Origin of the sequence: Eikenella sp. NML070372 (assembly GCF_001648415.1) — a bacterium.
Classification (GTDB): Bacteria; Pseudomonadota; Gammaproteobacteria; order Burkholderiales; family Neisseriaceae; genus Eikenella; species Eikenella exigua.
In genome coordinates this window covers 257,170-279,612 of record NZ_LXSN01000003.1, presented here as the reverse complement: position 1 = coordinate 279,612, position 22,443 = coordinate 257,170, and the positions used below count along the sequence as shown (strand labels likewise).

Annotated in this window: 16 protein-coding genes and 1 pseudogene; 16 read left to right on the top strand and 1 reads right to left on the bottom strand. The window is 58.9% G+C overall.

The genetic code is table 11. The annotated features are described in order from the left end of the window. Window positions 1-115 precede the first annotated feature (115 nt). The 7 genes from fabG to A7P97_RS01510 all read left to right on the top strand — a co-directional run bounded on the left by fabG (window position 116) and on the right by A7P97_RS01510 (window position 10,022). A complete protein-coding gene (fabG, locus tag A7P97_RS01540) occupies window positions 116-844 on the top strand; it encodes a 3-oxoacyl-ACP reductase FabG (protein ID WP_067530036.1) in 729 nt (242 codons plus the stop codon). Continuing rightward, window positions 844-2,067 carry a beta-ketoacyl-ACP synthase gene (locus A7P97_RS01535; RefSeq protein WP_067530035.1) on the top strand — a complete coding sequence of 408 codons (1,224 nt, stop codon included), beginning with the start codon at window positions 844-846 and terminating at the stop codon, window positions 2,065-2,067. Before fabG ends, A7P97_RS01535 begins: the two co-directional genes overlap by 1 nt. Window positions 2,068-2,278: 211 nt before the next feature. Next, window positions 2,279-3,442 carry an efflux RND transporter periplasmic adaptor subunit gene (locus A7P97_RS01530; RefSeq protein ID WP_067530034.1) on the top strand — a complete coding sequence of 388 codons (1,164 nt, stop codon included), beginning with the start codon at window positions 2,279-2,281 and terminating at the stop codon, window positions 3,440-3,442. A gap of 200 nt (window positions 3,443-3,642) precedes the next feature. Then, entirely contained in the window at window positions 3,643-5,580 is a 1,938-nt protein-coding gene (locus A7P97_RS01525) for a MacB family efflux pump subunit (RefSeq protein ID WP_067530033.1), read from the top strand. Between the two features lie 123 nt (window positions 5,581-5,703). Then, complete coding sequence (locus tag A7P97_RS01520; RefSeq protein ID WP_082887558.1) at window positions 5,704-7,149, top strand: TolC family protein; 1,446 nt, start codon at window positions 5,704-5,706, stop codon at window positions 7,147-7,149. A 586-nt stretch (window positions 7,150-7,735) separates the two neighbouring features. Next, a complete protein-coding gene (locus A7P97_RS01515; protein WP_067530032.1) occupies window positions 7,736-9,826 on the top strand; it encodes a carbon starvation CstA family protein in 2,091 nt (696 codons plus the stop codon). Next, window positions 9,816-10,022, top strand: coding sequence for a YbdD/YjiX family protein (locus A7P97_RS01510; RefSeq protein ID WP_067448708.1), 207 nt, complete (start codon window positions 9,816-9,818; stop codon window positions 10,020-10,022). The genes A7P97_RS01515 and A7P97_RS01510 overlap by 11 nt, the downstream gene beginning before the upstream one ends. Window positions 10,023-10,318: 296 nt before the next feature. On the opposite strand, the gene A7P97_RS01505 is transcribed toward A7P97_RS01510, so the two are convergent. After that, complete coding sequence (locus A7P97_RS01505; RefSeq protein WP_067448709.1) at window positions 10,319-10,900, bottom strand: LemA family protein; 582 nt, start codon at window positions 10,898-10,900, stop codon at window positions 10,319-10,321. Between the two features lie 953 nt (window positions 10,901-11,853). Between A7P97_RS01505 and A7P97_RS01500 the strand changes: the two genes are divergently transcribed. The 9 genes and pseudogenes from A7P97_RS01500 to A7P97_RS01465 all read left to right on the top strand — a co-directional run bounded on the left by A7P97_RS01500 (window position 11,854) and on the right by A7P97_RS01465 (window position 22,406). Further along, window positions 11,854-12,507, top strand: a complete 654-nt coding sequence (locus A7P97_RS01500) for a class I SAM-dependent methyltransferase (protein ID WP_067530031.1) — start codon at window positions 11,854-11,856, stop codon at window positions 12,505-12,507. 111 nt (window positions 12,508-12,618) lie between these two features. Beyond that, entirely contained in the window at window positions 12,619-14,529 is a 1,911-nt protein-coding gene (locus A7P97_RS01495) for an ATP-binding cassette domain-containing protein (protein ID WP_067530030.1), read from the top strand. An 82-nt stretch (window positions 14,530-14,611) separates the two neighbouring features. Beyond that, a pseudogene (locus tag A7P97_RS10540) lies at window positions 14,612-15,058 on the top strand (glycosyltransferase family 2 protein); the annotation flags it as partial. A gap of 75 nt (window positions 15,059-15,133) precedes the next feature. Further along, window positions 15,134-16,276 carry a glycosyl transferase family 2 gene (locus A7P97_RS01490; RefSeq protein ID WP_067530085.1) on the top strand — a complete coding sequence of 381 codons (1,143 nt, stop codon included), beginning with the start codon at window positions 15,134-15,136 and terminating at the stop codon, window positions 16,274-16,276. Further along, on the top strand, window positions 16,269-16,715 hold the full coding sequence (locus A7P97_RS01485; RefSeq protein ID WP_067530029.1) for a thioesterase family protein: 447 nt from the start codon (window positions 16,269-16,271) through the stop codon (window positions 16,713-16,715). Before A7P97_RS01490 ends, A7P97_RS01485 begins: the two co-directional genes overlap by 8 nt. A gap of 99 nt (window positions 16,716-16,814) precedes the next feature. Further along, complete coding sequence (locus tag A7P97_RS01480) at window positions 16,815-17,411, top strand: outer membrane lipoprotein carrier protein LolA (RefSeq protein ID WP_067596295.1); 597 nt, start codon at window positions 16,815-16,817, stop codon at window positions 17,409-17,411. 149 nt (window positions 17,412-17,560) lie between these two features. Continuing rightward, the gene (locus A7P97_RS01475; protein ID WP_082887556.1) at window positions 17,561-18,208 is read left to right on the top strand and encodes a DUF4189 domain-containing protein; all 648 of its coding nucleotides are present in this window, start codon (window positions 17,561-17,563) and stop codon (window positions 18,206-18,208) included. A gap of 237 nt (window positions 18,209-18,445) precedes the next feature. Then, window positions 18,446-20,101, top strand: coding sequence for an AMP-binding protein (locus A7P97_RS01470; RefSeq protein WP_067530026.1), 1,656 nt, complete (start codon window positions 18,446-18,448; stop codon window positions 20,099-20,101). Beyond that, window positions 20,094-22,406, top strand: a complete 2,313-nt coding sequence (locus A7P97_RS01465) for an MMPL family transporter (protein ID WP_067530025.1) — start codon at window positions 20,094-20,096, stop codon at window positions 22,404-22,406. The genes A7P97_RS01470 and A7P97_RS01465 overlap by 8 nt, the downstream gene beginning before the upstream one ends. Window positions 22,407-22,443: the final 37 nt, after the last annotated feature.

Genomic DNA, 22,443 nt, shown 5'->3' with positions numbered 1-22,443 from the left:
CATCCAATCCAAATACATCCCAAACTTCAGCTTTGTGGAAACTTGCCGCGCTTTGTTTTCAGGTAGCCTCCACTCAGCATAGGCCGCCTCCAACCCATATCAAAGGAACCCCATCATGACCCAAACCATCCTCATCACCGGCTCCACCCGAGGCATCGGCCGTGCGGCCGCTTTGGCCTTGGCGCAAGACGGATTCGACATTGTGGTGCACGGCCGCAGCCGCATGGCGGATGCCGAGGCGGTGGCGGAACAAATCCGTTCGTTAGGGCGGCAGGCACGGGTGCTGCAGTTTGACGTGGCCGACCGCGCCGAATGCCGCCGCGTGCTGGAAGCGGATATTGAAGAGCATGGCGCGTATTACGGCGTGGTGCTGAATGCAGGGCTGACGCGCGACAATGCCTTCCCCGCGCTGGAAGACGAAGATTGGGACCGCGTATTGCGCACCAATCTGGACGGCTTCTACAACGTGCTGCACCCGCTCATCATGCCGATGATCCGCCGCCGCGCGCCAGGGAGGATTGTGTGCATGGCCTCCGTGTCCGGCCTGATCGGCAACCGCGGGCAGGTGAACTACAGCGCGTCGAAGGCGGGGCTGATCGGGGCGGCCAAGGCTTTGGCGGTAGAGCTGGCCAAACGCAAGATTACGGTCAACTGCGTTGCCCCCGGCCTGATCGATACGGAAATTTTGGATGAAAACGTGCCGATGGAGGAAATTTTGAAAGCCATTCCGGCGCAGCGCATGGGGCTGCCTGAAGAAGTGGCGCATGCCGTGCGCTTTTTAATGAGCGAACACGCCGCCTACATCACGCGGCAGGTAATTGCGGTAAACGGAGGATTGTGTTGATGAAAACCAAACGGGTGGTGATTACCGGCGTGGGCGCGGTGTGTGCCTTCGGCCGCGAGTGGCACGAAATCGAAGCCTCTTTCCGCGCAGGCAAAAACGCCGTGCGCCGCATGGAGGCGTGGGATGCCTTCCCCGAGATGGAAACCCGCCTCGGCGCACCGCTGCCTGCCTACGCGCCGCCTGCACATTGGACGCGCAAACAGCTGCGCAGCATGGGCCCCTTGGCGCAATACTGCACCGATGCCGCCGAACAAGCGCTGAAGCAGGCAGGCTTGCTCGGCGACCCCGCCATCCGCAACGGCAGCATGGGTGTGGCTGCCGGCTCTTCCAGCGGTAGCACTGCCGACGTGCTCGACATCGGCCTGCTGCTCGCCCACCAGCCCAACAATTTCAATGCCAACACCTATGTGCGCATGATGCCGCACACCACCGCCGCCAACGTGGCCATCTTCTTCGGCCTCACCGGCCGCCTGATTCCCACCTCCAGCGCCTGCACCTCCGGCAGCCAAGGCATAGGCTACGCCTACGAAGCCATCAAATACGGCAAAATCCCCATGATGCTGGCCGGCGGCGCCGACCAGCTCTGCCCCTCCGAAGCCTACGTGTTCGACAGCCTCTACGCCGCCAGCCGCCGCAACGGCGAGCCCGAACTTACCCCCCGCCCCTACGACACCGCACGCGACGGCCTCGTGCTCGGCGAAGGCGGCTGCATGATGGTGCTGGAAGAATTGGAACACGCCCAAGCACGCGGCGCGCACATCATCGCCGAAATCGTCGGCTACGGTGCCAACTGCGACGGCAGCCACATCACCCGCCCCGAGATGCGCACCATGCAACGCTGCATGGAGCTCGCCCTCGAAGACGCCGCACTGCCGCCCTCTGCCGTCAGCTATGTCAGCGGCCACGGCACGGCCACCGAACAGGGCGACATCGCCGAAACCCAAGCCACCGCCGCCGTGTTCGGCCACGTTCCCATCAGCTCGCAAAAAAGCTACCTCGGCCACACCCTCGGCGCTTGCGGCTCGCTCGAATCCTGGTTTGCCATCGAAATGATGCGCAGCGGCTGGTTCGCCCCCACGCTGAATCTGAACGACATCGACCCCCGCTGCGGCGAAGCCGACTACCTCACCGGCTCCGGCCGCCACATCGACACCGAATACGTGATGAACAATAACTTCGCCTTCGGCGGCGTGAATACGTCGCTGATCTTTAAGCGGTGGTAGCACGGTATTTGAGTCAAGAGGCCACCTGAAACGATTGTGCCTGAGCAGCTGTTTTCAGGTAGCTTTCCCCGCACAAGCCCTAATTTCCGTAAAACCCTGCCAACAAAGTCCCACCGGGGTAAGGATAGGTTAATCAGATGGCGCAAACAGCGACAGTTTCCTAGAATAGCCGCATTTCCCAACAGCTGCCGGAAAGGGCAGGCAGAGCAAAATGAAAAAACCATTGAAATGGACGTTGTGGGCAATGGCTGCGCTGACCGTGGGTGCGGCTGGTTATGCCTTTTTGAATCCAAGCAAGCCGCCAACCACCTATCTCACCGAAGAGGTGAAACGTGCCGACGTGCGCCAAACCGTATCCGCCACCGGCGAAATCTCTGCTGCGCAGCTGGTAGACGTGGGCGCCCAGGCTTCCGGTCAAATCAAGCACTTGTATGTGAAGCTCGGGCAGCATGTGGAAAAAGGCGACCTCATCGCCGAAATCGATTCCACCACCCAGCTCAACACACTGAACACAAACAAGGCCAAGCTGGAAACCTATCAGGCACAGCTCGTATCTGCACGGGTGGCACTGCAAAACGCCGAGCGCAAATACCGCCGCGAGCAGGCCTTGTGGGCGGAAAATGCCACTTCCAAAGAAGAGCTGGAAAGCGCGCAGGGCTCGTATGCCGCCGCCAAGGCGCAGGTGGGCGAGCTGCAATCTTCCATCCGCCAAACCCGCATTGCCATCAACACGGCCGAAGCCGACTTGGGCTACACCCGCATCACCGCGCCGATTTCCGGCACGATGGTTTCAGTGAAAGTGGAAGAAGGGCAAACCGTGAATGCGGCGCAGAGCACACCCGCCATCGGCCAAGTGGCCGATTTGAGCCGCATGCTGAATAAAATGCAGATTGCCGAGGGCGACATAACCCGCGTGAAAGCCGGCCAAACCCTACTGTTCACCACCCTGGCCGACCCCAATAGCGAACGGGAATCCAAGTTGGAGAGCATTGATCCGGGCTTGACTACCATGTCGCAAGGCAGCTACACCACTAGCACCGACACTACCAACACCGCCATCTACTACTACGCCCGCGCCCTCGTACCGAACGAAGACGGTAAGCTTGCCATCGGCATGACCACGCAAAACAACATCGTGATCGGTGAAGCCAAAAACGTGCTCACTGTTCCTGCCACCGCCGTGAAGCAGCGCGGCAGCGAGCGCTATGTGCGCGTGCTGAAAGCGGAAAATCAGGTGGAAGAGCGCACCATTACCGTGGGCATCAGCGATGGCACACTCACCGAAGTGAAATCGGGCGTGACAGAGGGTGAGAAAGTGATCGTGTCGGAGAGCGATGGCACGGTGAAAGAGTGGCAGGGTGGTCCGCCGATGTAATAAGAGGTATCGGACAGCAGATGTGCCTGCAGACTACCCGACACTTTCACCGTACTCCTGTCTTAAGTTAAGGCCACCTGAAACCCTCAACCCAAGCCGTATAGACAATTTAGCTTTGCAGCAACTCCGCGGCGCTCTGTTTCAGCTTCGTTGAAGTTATGCTTTCAGGTGGCTCCTGCCACAACAAAATCCATACGCATATGAACCTAATCGAATGCCGTAATATCAACCGCTATTTTGGTGAAGGCGCCAACCGCGTTCATGTTTTAAAAGACATCAACCTCACCATCCAAAAAGGCGATTTCATCGCCATCATTGGCCAATCTGGCTCCGGTAAATCCACGCTGATGAACATCCTTGGCTGCCTCGACAGCGCCTCTTCCGGTTCGTATCAAATCAATGGTGTGGAAACCGCACAGATGAGCGGTGACGAGCTGGCCGCGCTGCGCCGGCGCAAATTCGGCTTCATCTTCCAGCGCTACAACCTCTTGGGCGCATTGAGCGCGCGCGAAAATGTGGCGCTGCCCGCCGTGTATGCCGGCATGGATCAGAAAGAGCGGTATGAACGTGCCACCCGGCTTCTGGCCGACTTGGGATTGGAAGGCAAGGAAGACAACAAGCCCAACCAGCTCTCCGGAGGCCAACAGCAGCGTGTTTCCATTGCCCGCGCGCTGATGAACGGCGGCGAAATCATCCTGGCCGACGAGCCCACCGGCGCGCTCGATTCGCACAGCGGCGAAATGGTGATGGAAATTATCTGCGGGCTGCACGCCAAAGGCCACACCATTATTTTGGTTACGCACGACCCGAAAATCGCCGCCTTCGCCAACCGCGTGATTGAAATCAAAGACGGCGAAATCATCGCCGACACCAGCAAAAATGCCGAAATCCCACCCAGCAGCGTGGAAAGCCGCACCGAAAAGCAATCTTGGCTGTTTTATAAAGACCAGTTTGTGGAAGCCTTCAAAATGTCGGTGCAGGCCATTATGGCGCACAAAATGCGCTCCCTGCTCACCATGCTCGGCATCATTATCGGCATTGCTTCAGTGGTATCCGTGGTGGCGCTGGGGCGCGGCACGCAGGAGAAAATCCTTTCCGACATCAGCGCTATCGGTACCAACACCATCGGCGTGTATCCCGGCAAAGGCTTCGGCGACCGCCACCGAGGCCGCATCCGCACGCTTACCATTGCCGATGCCGAAGCCATCGGCAAGCAAAGCTATGTCGATAGCGTTACTCCGACGACCACTTCCAGCGCCACCGCCACCTACCGCAACACCAACGTTACCGCCCAGCTCTACGGCGCGGGCGAGCAGTATTTCAACGTACGCGGCATCAAGCTCGATCAAGGCCGGCTGTTTAACCAAGACGACGTGGACACCGCCGCGCAAGTCGTCGTTATCGACCCGAACACCCGCAAACAATTGTTCCCGGAAGGCACCAACCCTATCGGCCAAACCATTTTGTTCGGCAAACGCCCGTTGCGTGTGATCGGCATCAGTGCCGAAGACCAAAGCGGCTTCGGCAGCAACGACAGCCTGCAAATGTGGGCGCCCTACACCACGGTGATGAACCGCATTTCCGGCGAACGCTATATCAGCTCGGTAACCGTAAAAATCCGCGACGATGTGAGCACCTCCGTGGCCGAACAGGGCATCAAAGAGCTGCTGCTGGCGCGGCACGGCAAAGAAGATTTCTTCACCAGCAACAGCGATAGCATCAAGCAGACCATCGAAAAAACCACCGGTGCGATGACTCTGCTGATCTCCTGTATCGCCCTGATTTCATTGGTGGTTGGCGGCATCGGCGTGATGAACATCATGCTGGTGTCGGTAACCGAGCGCACCAAGGAAATCGGCGTACGCATGGCTATCGGCGCGCGGCAGGGCAATATTTTGCAGCAGTTTCTGATTGAAGCCGTGCTCATCTGCCTCATCGGCGGCGCAGCCGGTATTCTGCTTTCATATTTAATCGGCTTGGGCTTCAACGCTCTGGCCAGCGAGTTTGCCATGTCATTCTCCACCTGGTCGATTGTGAGCGCGGTGTGCTGCTCCACCTTCATCGGCGTGCTGTTCGGCTTCATGCCCGCCAAAAACGCTTCCAAGCTCAACCCGATTACCGCCCTGTCGCGCGATTAGAGACCCCCTGGGAGCGTGAGAAGCCACGAAGCTAAAACGCTGCCTGATATTTTCAGGTAGCCTACAACCGGCAACCAAGGCTACCTGAAACCCACCCGACACCCAACCAAGAAACGAGGGTTTATGAACCACACAACCCACCTGCCCATCCGTGCGGCCGCGCTGGCTCTGCTTTTGCTCGCCGGTTGCGCCATCGACCAAACCCCCAACACCCAAATCGGCCTCGCCCAAGCCCGGCGCGAGGGCAGCGTGCAAACCGCCGCCGGCGAAAGCGGCCGCTGCCCCGATCCCGCCGGCTGCGCCTACCAAACCGAAGGCAACTGGTGGCAAAGCTTCGGCGACAGCGGGCTCAACGCCCTGGTGGCGCAGGCCTTGGCCAACAATGTGGATTTGAAGCAGGCCGCCGTCAGCGTGAACAAAGCCCTGTATCAGGCCAACATCCTCGGCGCCAACCTCGTGCCCGAATTCAACGCTTCGCTCGGCGCCAATGCCAACCGCAACCTCGATACCCGCCAAAACAGCCACAGTTACAGCAGCCAGCTCGGCTTAAGCTACGAGCTCGATTTGTGGCGCAAACTCAACGCCGCCGCCTCCGCCCAAGCGTGGGAACAGCGCGCCACCGAGCAAGACTTGGCCGCCACCCGCCTCACCGTAATCAACAATGTGGCCGATGCCTATTTTCAGGTAGCCTATCTCAACGAAGCCATCAAGCTCACCGAAAAAACCATCGAGCAATACAAACAAATCCTGCAAATCGCCCGCAGCAAATACCGCCACGGCCGCGTGGCCGCGATTGAGGTTACCCAGGCCGAGCAATCCCTGCTTGCCGCCGAAAACAGCTTGCTTTCCCTGCAACAGAGCCGCAGCAACACCGAAGCCACCCTGCGCAACCTGCTCAACCTGCGCCCCGGCCAGGCCATGGCCGTGCCGCCCGAATCCTTCCGCCTGCCCGAAGGCGGCAAGCTCGATTTGGATGTGCCCGTCTCCACCCTCGCCGCCCGCCCCGACCTCATCGCCGCCGACTACCGCTTGCAGTCCGCCCTCAAAAGCCAGCAGGCGCAATACCGCAGCTGGTATCCCAGCATCACGCTGAACGCCGCGCTGAGCACCTCGTCCGAACACAGCAAAAACCTGTTCAATGTGCCGATATTGGGCGGCAGCGTCAGCCTCAACCTGCCCTTCCTCAACTGGCGCACCATGCACTGGAAAGACCGCAGCGCCGAAGCCGACTTTGAAAACGCCAAACTCGCCTTCGAAAAAGCCCTCACCACCGCGCTCAACGAAGTCGATACCAACTACCGTCAATACCGCGCCAGCCGCCAAACCCTGGAAAACCAGCGCCGCCGCCACCGGCTCGATGCCGAAAACAGCCGCTACTACCGTGTGCGCTACCAACACGGCCGCAACGAGCTCAAAGATTGGCTTTCCGCGCTGAACACCGAATATTCCGGTGCGCAAAGCCTGCTTGAAGCCCGCTATCAAGCCATGCGTTACGAAAGCATGGTGTATAAAGCCATGGCCGGGCGCTACCGGAAAGCCCCTGCCAAAACGGCACAGCCCGCGCAGTAGGCGGGGTATCAGGATTATCGGCTGAACCACAAAAACCGGGCAGGCACACAGCTGTCCGGTTTTGCTGTTTTCAGGTAGCCTTTGGCCACTGCCACTTTGACGATTGCCCGAAGCCTAATAGGCTGCCTGAAAACCCTATCCCCTCACGGAAGAAAGCAGCAAGCCGCAGGCTTGCATGATCTGGCCGGGAAACCAGCCAAAGGCTACCTGAAAGCGTCAGCGTGGCCAAACCCCACAAAGCAATCTTTTAATCTTTCTCCCGACCGATTTTTTGTAAAATCTGGCAATTTACTTTAAATCTATATAGCTGTTTATTGATTTAAGTCAAATCATCCTTGTTTAAGTGCATTTTTGTACTGAATTTAGGCTTTTCTGTCTAAAACATGGCAAAAATAGCAGCTGGCTCTTGAAAATTTAACGTAATTATTTCCACAAATATGTTAAGCTTATACTGTTTGGTAGTTTAAGACGTTTGTGCCTTATTAATGGTACAACGTCCGATTACCGGATAGGGGGCTGCCGAAGTTGGGCAGTACGGCCTGGCCGGACAGCCGTTTTATTTTTGTTGAATCGGAGTGTTGTTATCATGAACAAACTCAAAAGCTTCCTGATATGGGGTGCTGTGGTGCTGGCTGGCTTGGCCTCCTTTACCACTTTGGCTATCCATCGCGGTGAACAGGTAAGTGCAGTCTGGATGGTAATTGCTGCCGTCTCCGTATATGCTATTGCCTACCGCTTTTATAGCCTCTATATTGCCAAAAACGTAATGCAGCTCGATCCCAACCGGCTCACGCCGGCCGAGCGCCACAACGATGGCTTGGACTATGTGCCGACGCACAAAGGTGTGCTGTTCGGCCATCATTTTGCCGCCATTGCCGGCGCCGGCCCCTTGGTAGGCCCAGTACTAGCCGCGCAGATGGGTTATCTGCCTGGTACGCTGTGGATTATCTTCGGCGTAGTGTTTGCCGGTGCGGTTCAGGACGCGATGGTATTGTTCGTGTCCATGCGCCGCGACGGTAAATCCTTGGGTGATATAGTTAAACAAGAGCTGGGCACCGTGGCTGGCGTGATTGCCTCCATCGGTATTCTGATGATCATGGTGATCATTATGGCCGTGCTGGCGCTGATTGTGGTGAAAGCCTTGATCCACAGCCCGTGGGGTACCTTCACCATCGCCACCACCATCCCGATTGCCCTGTTTATGGGTATCTACACCCGCTATATCCGTCCAGGCAAAATCGGCGAGATTTCCATCGTCGGCTTTATCCTGCTGGTGTTGGCGATTGTGTATGGTAAAAATGTGGCCGAAAGCTCCTTCGGGCATATCTTCGACTTGGAAGGCTTGTCTATCGCCTGGGCGGTAATGATCTATGGTTTTATCGCTTCCGTACTGCCGGTATGGCTGCTGCTCACTCCGCGCGACTACCTTTCCACCTTCTTGAAAATCGGTACCATCATTGCATTGGCCTTGGGCATCATTATTGTTAGCCCGCCGCTGCAAATGCACGCCGTTACCCGCTTTATCGACGGCTCCGGCCCGGTGTTCTCAGGTAGCCTTTTCCCCTTCCTATTCATTACCATCGCCTGCGGTGCGGTATCCGGTTTCCACGCCCTGATTTCTTCCGGCACCACCCCGAAAATGGTGGAAAACGAAGAACACGTGCGTATGATCGGCTACGGCGGCATGATTATGGAAAGCTTTGTGGCTATTATGGCGCTGGCTGCTGCTGCTTCGCTTGATCCTGGTGTGTATTTCGCCATGAACAGCCCGGCTGCCCTCATCGGCACCGATGCTGCCAATGCCGCACACGTGATTACCACCCAGCTGGGCTTCCCGGTAACTGAGGCCACTCTGCTGCATACTGCCAAAGAAGTGGGCGAGCTCACCATCCTGTCCCGTGCAGGCGGCGCGCCGACTCTGGCCGTGGGCATGGCGCACATCATGAGCCGGTTGATTCCCGGCGAAGGCATGATGGCGTTCTGGTATCACTTCGCGCTGCTGTTTGAAGCTCTGTTCATTCTAACTGCAGTGGACGCCGGCACCCGTGTGGCCCGCTTCATGATTCAAGACTTGGGCAGTATCTTCTACAAACCGTTCGGCAACACCGACAGCCTGCCGGCCAACCTGATTGCCACCTTCATAGCCGTGGCTCTGTGGGGCTACTTCCTCTACACCGGGGTAACCGACCCGCTGGGGGGTATTAACTCCCTATGGCCACTGTTCGGTATCGCCAACCAGATGCTAGCAGGCGTGGCCTTGATCCTGTGTACCGTGGTTCTAATTAAGATGAAACGCGACCGCTACATTTGGGTTACTTTGGTACCGTCTATCGGCGTATTAGTGGTAACTTGCTATGCCGGTTGGCAGAAAGTGTTCGATTCCAGCCCGCGCATCAGCTTTATGGCTCACGCTGCCAAATATAAAGCAGCCTTGGCCAACGGCGAAATCCTGGCTCCAGCCAAAACCGCCGAAGAAATGAGCCGCATCGCGTTCAACGACTATGTGAACTCCGGCCTGACCGTGCTGTTCTTGGCTGTGGTGGTAGTTGTGGCTGTTTACGGCTTCCAAGTAGCCATGAAAGCCCGCAAAGTCGGCTGGGCCACCGCCCACGAAATCCCGCCGGTATTCCGTAACGAAACCGCCGGCGCAAACACCGAGTCCGTGAATGAAGCATAAACTGAAACAGCACCTACATCAGGCTTGGAAAACAGCCAAGTTGACCGCCAACCTGATGGTGGGCGTACCGGATTACGCCAACTATGTGGTACGCCAAAGGCGCTATAACCCCAACGCACCGGTGATGACCGAACAGCAGTTTGCAGATTACTGCCGCAAACGCCGCTGTGGCGCCAACGGCGGTCGCTGCTGCTGACTCTAGCTTTAGCGAAACCAAACCGCTTGAAAGGGCATGTCCTTTCAAGCGGTTTTTCTGCATGCTGCGATTGGCGTTCTACGGGCTATGGTAATATGTTGTTATTATTGTTCAAAATATTTTCAAGCCTCTTCGCATTTTGAAAGGGCTGCCTGAAAACACTTTTTGCCTTACTATTGTCCTAGCCTGCAGAGCACATATAGCTGGAGCAACTTGTCACCCATGCAAAAACCACATCAGCCTTGGACATACCGAATGGATTCAAAAAGGCTACCTGAAAACCTCATTATCTACCCTTAAAACCGCACCTCAGGCGGCACTTGGTGTTTGGCGCGGTCGGGAAACTCCAAAAGCTGTGCTGGCTGCCGGTGCCCGAAATAGGCGGCGATAATGCTGTGCGGAAACAGCTGGCGCAGCGTGTTGTAGCCCATGGCTGCGTCGTTGTAGGCCTGGCGGGCGAAGGCGATACGGTTTTCCGTGCTGGTAATTTCCTCGGCCAGCTGGCGCATATTGGCGGCAGCCTGCAAATCTGGATAGGCCTCAAGCTGCACCATCAAGCTGCGCACAGCTTGGGTGAGCAGGGTTTCGGCAGCAGAAAGCTGCGCCACCGCTTCCGCATTTTCCGGCCGCGCACCACCCAGCACGCCAGCGGCCTGATTGCGCGCCTGCGTAACCTGTGTAAAGGTGTCATTTTCGTGTTTCAGGTAGCCTTTGGCGGCAGCCACCAAATTGGGAATCAGGTCATGCCGACGTTGCAGCTGAACGCCGATTTGGGAGAAGGCGTTGCGGTATTGGTTCTGCGAAATCACTAAACGGTTGTACACCATCACGCCCACCACACTCAACGCAGCCGATAAAAGAAGGACAATCCACAACATGAGGCTCTCCTAAGTGTTAAAATTAACATTTCAATATTATCACAAAATTTCGTACGAACAACGATTTGAATGGTTTTCAGGTAGCCTGAACCACAAAATCGCCCTACGCAACCACAGGATAAGCGACCTTGACTGAAAAACTAAATAATGCGGGCTTTAATTACGATTGCTTGGACAAAACAGAAACGCTATTAAAGAAGCCTTGGAAATTGGCTGTCAGCCTAATCAAATTCCTGAATAGATCCCATGATGATGACTATAATCGCTATCGGCGAGGCTCATCCGCATTTAAACGAGCCAGAGCAGACGTTCGAAATGCTCAATAAGGCTCATCAGTCAAGCAAGGCTCACGCATTCAAAGGGCATGATGATGCTTGGGAATTTCATAAACCGTACAACACATAGACCGAATTTCGAGCCTGGAACCCCTGTCAGGCTGCCGGAAAGCTTGATTTTTAGACGGCTTTTGCCTGCCCAACACCACCCGCCGCAAAAATGTACCACGACAAAGAAATCCACAGTCACCACCACAACCCTGCCGCACAAACGCTGCAACTGTTTTTAAAACAACGGAGAAACACTGTTATTCCAAAACGTTGCTTATTTTTAGTTTGAAAACATCCGCCTACAAAATAGATTTTGGATTTGGAAAGTATTACCGTACACCAAATTACGGCAAACAATATTGCCAACTTTCCCACATTGGCGTTTTACCAAACTGCCGACACCCCATACATGTATCTTTCATGGGCTCATCCGCAGGGGATGTAGGTTATATTATCTGTCGCGGCAAGCCATAAGCTATGAGCAAGGTGGACACTTGCTACCCGCACGTTTTGTATTTGGGGCTACCTGAAACCGCATAAGCATAAATGCCCACCCTACAACAATCGGCAATTTGTATCATCTGCCTACACTACACCTGCTTAAACTACAGACATTAAGGAGCCATAATGGAATTATCCGCTGAACAAACTGCCGCCCAACTGCGCTGTCCGCATGATGAAGTGGGAGTGCTGTTCGGGCAGGTGATGAACCTGCGCAACCTGGCCCAAATCATCAGCGCGTTCGCCGCCGCCCGCCTGCGAAACGGCGACAAGATCTTAGAAACCGGCTGCGGCAACGGCGGTCTGCTGGGCTACATCCTGTCGCAGGCGAACGACCTGCACTACACCGGCTTGGAAATTTCGCCATTGATGTGTGAGCAGGCGCAGGCATTCAACGCGCCGTTTATTGCCGCAGGGCAGGCAGATTATTTGCTGTATGACGGCGGCGCGCTGCCCTTTACCGATGCCTCGTTCGATAAAACCGTGTCAGTCAACACCGTCTATTTTGGGGACGATGCGCCGCTCATGTTGTCCGAATTCTGTCGCGTGCTGAAACCCGCCGGCCGACTGTGCCTGAATTTTTGTGAAAAAGAATTCATGTCCAAATTGCCGTTTGCAGCTCACGGCTTCACGTTCTACAACGCCACCGACATCCATGCCCTAACTGACAACCTGCCGTTGCGTTGCTTACTTGAACAGCGCAGCCACGATTGGGCAGTCAGCAAAAGCGGCAAACTGGTACGGCGTGAATTTGTGGATTTGGTATTTGAACGGATGTAGCAGCTGTAGGTCAGATACTTGTATCCGACCTACCGCCTGCAGGCTGCCTGAAACCCCATCTGGAAACCAAATGCAGGCTGCAACCCTGAAACATCCACCCCAAGGACACCCATGACCATCCTCCAAGCCGAAAACCTATCCTTCGCCTTCGGGCATGTCGCCCTGCTCGACAAAGCGTTTTTCCAACTGGCCGCGGGCGACAAAGTCGGGCTTATCGGGCGCAACGGCGCGGGCAAATCCAGCCTGCTGAAAATCCTCGCCGGCGTGCAGAAGCCCGACGACGGCCGGCTCATCCTGCAAAACGGGCTGAAAACCGTGTATGTGCCGCAGGAAAGCTTTTTCGACGGCGCGGCCGCCGTGTTCGACATTGTGTCTGAAGGGCTGGGCAGCCTGCGCGACGTGCTGCGGCGTTACCACGAAATCGGCCGCGAACTGGCCAACAGGCAGAACGACAGCCTAATCAGAGAATTAAACGAACTGCAAAACCAAATCGAAGCGCAAAACGGCTGGCAGTTCGATGCGCTGGTGAGCCAAACCATTGGCGAGCTGGGGCTGCCTGAAAATGAGAAAATCGCCAATTTGTCCGGCGGGCAGAAAAAGCGCGTCGCGCTGGCGCAGGCGTGGGTGCAGAAGCCCGACATCCTGCTGCTGGACGAGCCGACCAACCATTTGGACATCGACGCGATTTTGTGGCTGGAAAACCTGCTGAAAACCTTTGCCAGCAGCCTGATTGTGATTACCCACGACCGCCGCTTTTTGGACAATGTGGCCAACCGCATTGTTGAGCTAGACCGCGGCAGCCTGCGCTCCTATCCCGGCTCGTTCGCCAAATACAGCGAGAAAAAGGCGGAAGAACTGGCCGTGGAAGCCGAACACAACCGCCTGTTCGACAAATTCCACGCGCAGGAAGAGGCGTGGATTCGCAAAGGCATCGAAGCGCGGCGCACGCGCAACGAAGGGCGCGTTAAGCGTTTGGAAGAATTGCGGAAACAACGCGCGGCGCGGCGCGAACGGCAGGGGCAGGTATCGTTCAAGCTCGATTCGGGCGAAAAAAGCGGCAAAATCGTCGCCGAGCTGGAACACGCCTCGTTTGCGTACGACAATAAATTGATTATGAACGATTTTTCCGCCGTGATTCAGCGCGGCGACAAGATTGGATTAATCGGCGCGAACGGCATCGGCAAAACCACGTTTTTAAAGCTGATTTTGGGCGAACTCGCGCCCACCGGAGGCAAAATCCGCCTCGGCAGCAAGCAGGAAGTGGCGTATTTCGACCAATTCCGCAGCGCGCTGAACGAAAACGACACCGTGTTCTACACGCTCGGCCAGGGCAACGATTATGTGGAAATCGGCGGCAAAAAGCGGCACGTGATGGGCTATCTGGAAGACTTCCTGTTCCATCCCGCCCGCGCCCAGTCGCCCGTTTCGTCGCTCTCCGGCGGCGAGCGCAACCGCCTGCTGCTGGCCAAACTGTTCACCCGCCCCGCCAATATTTTGGTGCTGGACGAGCCGACCAACGACTTGGACATCGACACGCAGGAATTGCTGGAAGAACTGCTGCGCGACTACGCCGGCACCGTGTTCCTTGTCAGCCACGACCGCATGTTTTTGGACAACGTGATTACGCAGAGCATTGTATTTGAAGGAGAAGGCCGTCTGAAAGAATACATCGGCGGCTATCAGGACTATGCCGACGCCAAAGCGCGCGAAGAGAAAGTGCAGGCTGCCTCCGCCCCCGCCGCCAAGCCCGAAAGGCCGTCTGAAAAAGACAAGCCCAAGCCCAACCGCACGGCCAAGCTGTCGTACAAAGAACAGCGCGAACTCGACGCCCTGCCCGACGAAATCGCCGCACTGGAAGCCGAACAGGCCGATTTGAACGTCCAACTTTCCGACCCCGAAATCTTCAAAGACTACGAAAAAGCAGGCAGCCTGCAGGCGCGGGCGGAGGAAATTGAAATGCTGCTGCTGGAGAAATTGGAGCGGTGGGAGATGCTGGAAGGGAAGCAGAACGGGGAGAGTTAAGTTTGGCTTCGTTGAAGCTGCGCTTTCAGGTAGCCCTTCCGCCCTTTTGCTACAATCCAGCCTTTCCCACCGCCGCCCAATCATGAAGCTCCTCGCCGTCATTCCCCACTACCGCCACCTCGGCACACTGCCGCAGGTGGTTTCCGCCCTGCGCCATTGCGGTTTACCCGTTTTGGTGGTGGACGATGGCTCGGGCGAAGACTGCCGCGCCGGTTTGGAGGCTTTGCGCGAAGAGGGCGTTCAGGTGGCCTTCCAGCCGGTGAACGGCGGCAAAGGCAGCGCGATGAAATGGGGCTTCAAGCTGGCGGCGGAACAAGGTTTCAGCCACGTTTTGCAGATTGATGCCGATGCGCAGCACAGCTTCGCCGACATCCCGCGTTTTGTCGAAACCGCGCGTGAAAGGCCGCAGGCCGTGGTGTGCGGCCGGCCGGTATACGACGGCGACGTGCCTAAATCGCGCCTCTACGGCCGCAAAATCACCGATTTTTGGAACGTGCTGCACACTTGGTCGTTCGACATCAAAGACGGCATGTGCGGCTTCCGCGTTTATCCGCTGGAGGCCGTTTTGCCCATCCAATACGGCGGCGGCATCATCGGCGAGCGCATGGATTTCGACAACGAAATCCTCATTCGCCTGCATTGGTCGGGCGCGCCCTTCGTGTGGCTGGACACGCCCGTGCGCTACGAAGCGGGTGGCGTATCGCACTTCAACCTGCGCCGCGACAACCTGCTCATCAGCAAAATGCATGCCCGCCTGTTTTGCGGCATGGTTGCCCGCCGCCTCGGCCGCCTTTTCAGACGGCCTCAAGCCGCACAAACCGAACAGGCGCATTGGTCGGCACAGCGCGAACGCGGCCACCGCCTCTTCCTCAAGATTACCGAATGGCTGGTGCGCTACCTGCCCCTGTGGCCGGTGCACGGCATCGCCGCCCTCGTTGCCGCCTATTTCTACCTCACTTCCGCCGCCCAACGCCGCAGCGTGCGCCAATATCAAGGCTACCTGAAAACCAGTTTCCCCACCGTACCGCTGCCCGCGTGTTTCTCCGTATACCGCCAATTCGCCGCCTTCGGCCAAGCCGTGGCCGACCGCTTTGCCGTGTGGCAGCATAAAATTACCGTGCCCGACCTCGTGGTGGAAGACCCCGACAACCTGTATGCCGATATAGACAACCACAACGTACGCGGCCAAATCCTCATCTGCTCGCATCTGGGCAACATCGAAGTGTGCCGCGCCCTCGTCTCCCACCACCAAGGCTTCAAACTCAACGTGCTCGTGCACAACGCCCACGCCGAAGATTTCAACCGCGCCCTCAAAGCCGCCGGTGCCAGCGATTTGCAGCTGATTCAGGTAGCCGAGCTCGACGCCGCCAAAATGCTCCAACTCTCGCAAAAACTCGACGCCGGAGAATGGCTCGCCATCGCCGCCGACCGCACCCCCGTGCGCGGCAACAAAACCGTGCCGGTAAACTTCCTCGGCCACACCGCCCGCCTGCCGCAAGGCCCCTGGCTGCTCGCCGGCCTGCTGCATGCATCCACCAACACCGTCTTCGCGTTAAAAGAACACGGCCGCTACCACCTCTGCCTCAAACGCTTCCGGCCCGCCCCTGGCTGGACAGCCGCCACCCGCAAACAAGTGATCGAAAACATGGCTCAACAGTACGCCGACGTCTTGGCCGCCCACGCCGCGCGCGCCCCCCTGCAATGGTTCAACTTCTACGACTTCTGGAGTAATGCCCCACATGGCTAAACACATCTACTGCCGCCACCACACCGAGATCGAAGTTCCCTTTTTCGACGTAGACGTGATGCAGATCGTCTGGCACGGCCACTATGTCAAATACCTCGAAATCGCCCGCTGCGCCTTCCTCGACGCCATCGGCTACAACTACACCGTGATGCTCAAGCACGGCCACGCCTGGCCCGTGGTAAAGCTCGACCTCAAATACATCCGCCCCGCCCGCTTCGGCCAAAAAATCCGCGTGGAAATAGCCGTAACCGAATACGAAAGCTGCCTGCGCATCGACTACACCCTGCGCGACGCAGAAAGCGGCACCAAACTCACCCAGGCCCGCACCACCCAAGTCGCCCAACGCATCGACAACGGCGAAATGCAGTTCCAAACCCCCGAAAGCTGGCAAAAGGCCGTGCGGCAGTTTGCAGGGTTTGCGCCCTTGGCCAAGGATTGAGGCTACCTGAAACCCCGCGCCCTCCTCACACTGCACGCCTTCCCCGCAAATCCACTATACTATGCTTCCCTTCCCACTTCCCCGCATAACCCCGACACCATGAAAAAACTCCTCCTCAGCCTCCTCCTTTCCCTTGCCGCCCTCCCCGCGCCCGCTTTCAGCACCGCCGAACTTGCCGCACAGCTGCAAGCCCCGCAGAGCGTGCAGGGCGGGTTTACCCAGCAGCGTTTTTTGCGCTCGATAGACAAACCCGTGCAAACCGGCGGCCGCTTCGCCCTGCGCCCCGGCCGCGGCCTGTTTTGGCACCTGCAAAAACCGTTTGAAATGAAACTGCGCGTGCGCCGCAACGGCATCAGCCGCCAAAACGCGCAAGGGCAGTGGCGTGCCAACGGCAGCCAAACCGCGCAGGCCGCGCAAGTGAAACTCTTCATGGCCGTGCTCGGCGGCGACACGGCCGAACTGCAACGCCACTTCAACCTCGCCCTTTCCGGCAACGCCCGGCAATGGCAGCTCGCCCTCACCCCGAAAACTGCTGTAATGCGGCAAGTGTTCAACCAAATCGTCATCAGCGGCGGCCAGCTGGTGCAGAAAGTGGAGCTGGACGAAAAACAGGGCGACCGCATCGTGATGCAGTTTAGCCAGCTGCAAACCAACCGGCCACTCAGCCCCGCCGCCCAACAAGCCTTGGGCGAATAAGCCAAGCCAGAAATCACTTTTAACTACGCGGGAGCTGCGCTTTCAGGTAGCCTTCAAGCAGCGGGATAGATGTTTACAATATCTTGTTTTTTGTTACAATCCGATCATCGGCAATACCCTTTTCCCCCTTTCCAAACAGGAGCGGCAAGATGAAGCAATCAATGATGAACACGGCAGCGGGCGTATTGGCGGCAGTGCTATTGGGCAGTGCGGGCTTGGCTTGGGCACAACCCACACCAGCGCAAATTCAGCAACAACAGTTTCAACAGCAACAGCAAATGATGGATGCGATTCGATCAGACAATATAAGAAATTGTGGAGACGAACATGGGCATGGTTGCCGTCAGCAAAACTCCGGCCCCACCGCCGCCGAAATACGCGCCTGGGAGCAGCGCGAGGCGGAAGTGCAAGCCGAAATCGCGGAACTGCGCCGCACGCCGTTTTACATGGCGATTGCCTATGATTTCGGTACGTTTGAAATCATGTGGGCCGGCGGCTATTATTCTGAACGCCGGGCAGTTGAGGAAAGCTTGGAACAATGCAAAACATCCAATTGCCGGGTATTTGCAACCTTCTCAAACGCTTGCGCCGTGGTTACGCGCCCGGACAGGGGCGCGCGCTCAACAGAAGATTTGTTTGTCGGCATTGATACCGACGACTCAAGAGCCGCGGCCAAATCCATACAAACCTGCGAAGCCCGACATGGGCAAGGGCAATGCAGCTATTTGAACCCGCGTACTAAAAACGGCATGGCTTTCTGCACGGGCTACGATTACAGTATCTACGGCCATCGTTAAGTCGGTTACAGCCAAAAAGGCTACCTGAAATTTCAGGTAGCCTTTTGCCAAGCGTAGCCTGCACAAGTGACTTGCAGCTTCCGCCGCCCATGTGCCACTTCGTTTTATTTTTCGGCCCGCAGGGACTTCGGCCCACCGTTCCAAGCCTAACAGCGGCTGCCTATACGACACTTTTCAGATAGCCCCTAAAGCTGCCTGAAACACCGCCAATCCCTTATCCAACCCAAACCCGAAACCATGTCCATACTCCCGCTTTTAAACCGCTCCCCCGATTCCCCGCTGGCCGAAGGCTGGACAGCCTCGCAGTTTTCCGCCGCCACGCTCTCGCTGGCCGCGCGTTTGCGCGCGCACAAGGTGCGGGCTGCCGCGCTGTGGTTTGACGATGCGGCGCGCTTTGCTTCTGCGCTGCTGGCCGCTTGGCTGGCGGGGGCGGAGGTGTATCTGCCGCCGAATCTGGCGGAGGAAAACCGCCGTTGGGCGGAAGCGGGCGGGGCGGTGTGGTTGAGCGACGTGCCGAAAGTTTCAGACGGCCTCTGGTTGTACGACGGGGCGGCGGAGCAGGCGGCCGCGCCGGCGGAAGCGTTGGAATGGCCGCGTGAAAACGTGCTGTATCTGAAAACTTCCGGCTCTTCGGGCAAGGCGAAGATGGAAACCAAAACGCGCGCGCAGATGCTGGCCGAAGCGGCTGCGCTGGCCGAAAGGCTGCCTGTAAGCTGGCGCGGCCTGGCGGCGGCGGGCAGCGTGAGCCCGCAGCATTTATACGGGCTGACCTTCCGCGTGTTCGTGTCGCTGGCGGCGGGCTGGATAATCGGGCGGCGGCAGTGCGTGTATCCCGAATTGCTGCTGGCCGACTCGCGCCGCGAATGCGTGTGGATTGCCAGCCCCGCGCTGTTGAACCGCTTGGGCGAGGGGCGAGATTGGGCGCGGCTGCGGCAGAATGTGCGCGGCATCATCAGCGCGGGCGGGATGCTGCCGGAGGCCACCGCCGCGCTGCTGCAAGAGAAGCTGGGCTTTGCCCCGCACGATGTGTACGGCAGCACGGAAACCGGCGTGATCGCGCTGCGGCAGGGCGGCGCTTGGGAACTGCTGCCCGAAGTAGAGGCTTCGGTGAACGAAGAAAACATTTTTCAGGTAGCCTCGCCGTGGAGCGGCGGGGTGCGGCAAACCGCCGATGCGGTGCGGCTGGACGGTCGCCGATTGGCGCTGCTCGGCCGCCAAGACCGCATCATCAAGCTGGAAGACAAGCGCGTGTCGCTGGCGCAGCTGGAGCACGATTTGCTCGCCCACGCCTGGGTGGCCGACGCGCATTGCGCCCGCCATCCGCAGCACGGCCGGATTGCCGCCTGGGCGGCACTTTCCGCCGAGGGCATTGCCGCACTGCGCGAGCAGGGGCGCGCCGCCGTGGTGCAAACCCTGAAACAGCATCTGGCCAAAACGCAAGACACCGCCGCGCTGCCGCGCTATTGGCGTTTTGCTGCCGCCTTGCCGCGCAACCCGCAGGCGAAAATCCGCGAGCAGGATTTTCAGACGGCCTTTACCGTGCCGCAAACCGCGCCGCAGTGGGCTTTGCTGCACGCAAACGAAGAAACGCGCGAATATGCGTTTGAAGGCACGGTGCCGCTGGATTTGACATATTTCGGCGGCCATTTCGCCGATTTCCCGCTGATACCCGGCGTAATCGAAGTGCAGTGGGCGATGGATTTGGCGGCACGCTTCGACTGGGGCGGCAAACCGGTGCAACACATCGAAAACCTGAAATACCAACACTTTGTGCGCCCGAACGACACCGTGCAGCTCACGCTGCGGCACGACGCGGCGAAAAACAAAATCCATTTCGCCATCAAACAGGGCGACACGCCTTGCGCTTCGGGCAGGGTGGCGCTGCATGACTAGGCTCGCGTGGCTGTATGCCGTGCTGCTGGCCTTCGCCGCCGCGTGGCTGGGCTGGGGGATAGCGCAAGGAGGCCGCCTGCAAACCGACCTCACCGCGCTGTTGCCCTCCGACGCGCAGGTGGACGCAGTGTGGCGCGCGGCAGACGAAGCGGGCGAAAAACAGCTCAACGGCCAAATCCTGCTCTTGGTGGGCAGCGAAGATGCCGACCGCGCCTTCGCCGCCGCCGAACAGGTGGCCGGCCGCTGGCAGAAAAGCGGCCTGTTCGCCACGGTGGACAGCCGCCTAAACCCCGATTTGGCGCAGCTGCGGCAGGAAATCCGCCGCCTCGGCGTGAACGCCCTGCCGCGCGAACAGCAGCAGCTGCTCTTGCACGACCCCGCCACCTATTTCCAACAACGCGCCGAAGACGCGGCCAACCCGTTTGCCGCGCAAATCGTGCCGCTGGAAGACGACTGGCTCGGCTTCGCCCGCTTCGTGCAGCAAAAACAGCCCTCCGGCCGCCTGCAATGGCACAGCGGCAACGGCATGATGTATAGCGAACAAGACGGCATCACTTGGGTGTGGCTGCGCGCCAGGCTACCTGAAAAAGCCGCCGCCGATCAGGCCGAACGCCTGCTGCCGCTTCTGGCCGATTCCCGCGCCCAAGCCGAGCGCGGCGGCTACCGCCTGCTGGCCGCCGGCGGCGCATTGTTTGCCGCCGAAGCCAAAACCCAATCCGAACGCGAAAGCGGCCTGATGTCCGCCATCGGCCTCACGCTCACCTTCGCCCTGCTGTTGGCCGTGTTCCGCAGCCCGCGCGTGTTTGCGCTGGTGCTGCCGCTGGGCGCGGGCATGCTGCTCGGCGCGGCGGCCGTGGTGGGCGCGTTCGGGCAGATTCACATCCTCACCGTCGTGATCGGCACCAGCCTGGTGGGGATGCTGGTGGATTTCCCGCTGCACTGGCTCACGCCTTCGGTGTTTTCCCCCGACTGGGCGGCCAAAGAAGCCATGCGCCGCGTCCTGCCCGCCTTCCTCGCCGGGCTGGGCATCACCGCCACCGGCTACCTGCTGCTCGCCTTCACTCCGCTGCCCGTGCTGCGCCAAACCGCCGTGTTTTCCGTGGCCGCGCTCGGTGGCGCGTTTGCCGCCACCGTGCTCCTGCTGCCGCCACTGTTTCATGGCTACCGCCCCCGCGCCGCCTGGTTTGCCGCCGCCATGCACAAGCTCGCCGCCGCCCGCCTGCACTGGCTGCTCCTGCCCATCCTGCCGCTGGCCGCCGCAGGCTACCTGAAAACCGATTGGCGCGACGACATCCGCGACTGGGCGGCTCTGTCGCCCCGGCTCATCGCCGAAATGCGCCAAGTGGCCGACATCAGCGGCAACGACACTGGCGGCCGCAGCATTCTCGTGCAGGCCAACAACGCAGACGAACTCTTGCGCCGCAGCGCGCAAGTGGAAGCCGCCCTGCAACCCTTGGTCGGCAAAGGCGAGCTCGGCGGCGTGCAGTCGCTTAACCAATGGCTGCTGCCCGCCGAAGAGCAGCAAGCCCTGCTCGCCCAACTGCGCCGCCTGGCCGAACAGCCCGCCTCCGCCGCCAACCCCATGCTCCAGCTCGGCCTGAAGCCCGACACCATCCAAACCGCCCTGCAGCAAGCCGCCGCGCAGCCCGTCGTCCCCCTTGATCAAGCCTTAAGCGGGCAGACCGCCGAAGCCTGGCGCACCCTCTATCTGGGCAATATCCAAGGCCAAGAAGCCGCCCTCGTGCGCGTGCAAGGCCTGAACGAAGCCGCCGCCGTGCAAACCGCGCTCTCCGCCCTGCCATGCAACCAAGGCGGCACCTGCGCCCGGCTGGTGGACAAACGCACCCGGCTGAACGAACTCTTCCGCCACACCCGCAACCACGCCGCCTGGCTCAAACTCGCCTCCTTCGCCTTGGCCTGGCTCGTGCTGTGGCGCATCTTCGGCGCACGGCGCGGCAGCCTCATCCTCGCCGTGCCGCTGATTTCCGCCGCCGCCACCGTCGGCCTGCTCGGCTGGCTCGGCCTGCCCATCAGCCTGTTCGCCATGTTCGGCCTGCTCTTGGTAGCCGCCGTGGGCGCGGACTACGCCGTCTACGCCCTCACCGCCCGCGAAACCCCCACCGCCAAACTCGGCGGCATCCTCCTCGCCGCCCTCACCACTGCCATCTCCTTCCTGCTGCTCGCCATCAGCACCACCCCCGCCGTCGCCGCCTTCGGCATCACCGTATCACTCGGCGTGGGACTGAACGTATTGCTCTCGGCCCGGCTGCTGAAAAAGGAAGGCGCAGGGCGGGAGGCCGTCTGAAAGGCTACCTGAAACTCACACCCCCCATCCCTAAGGA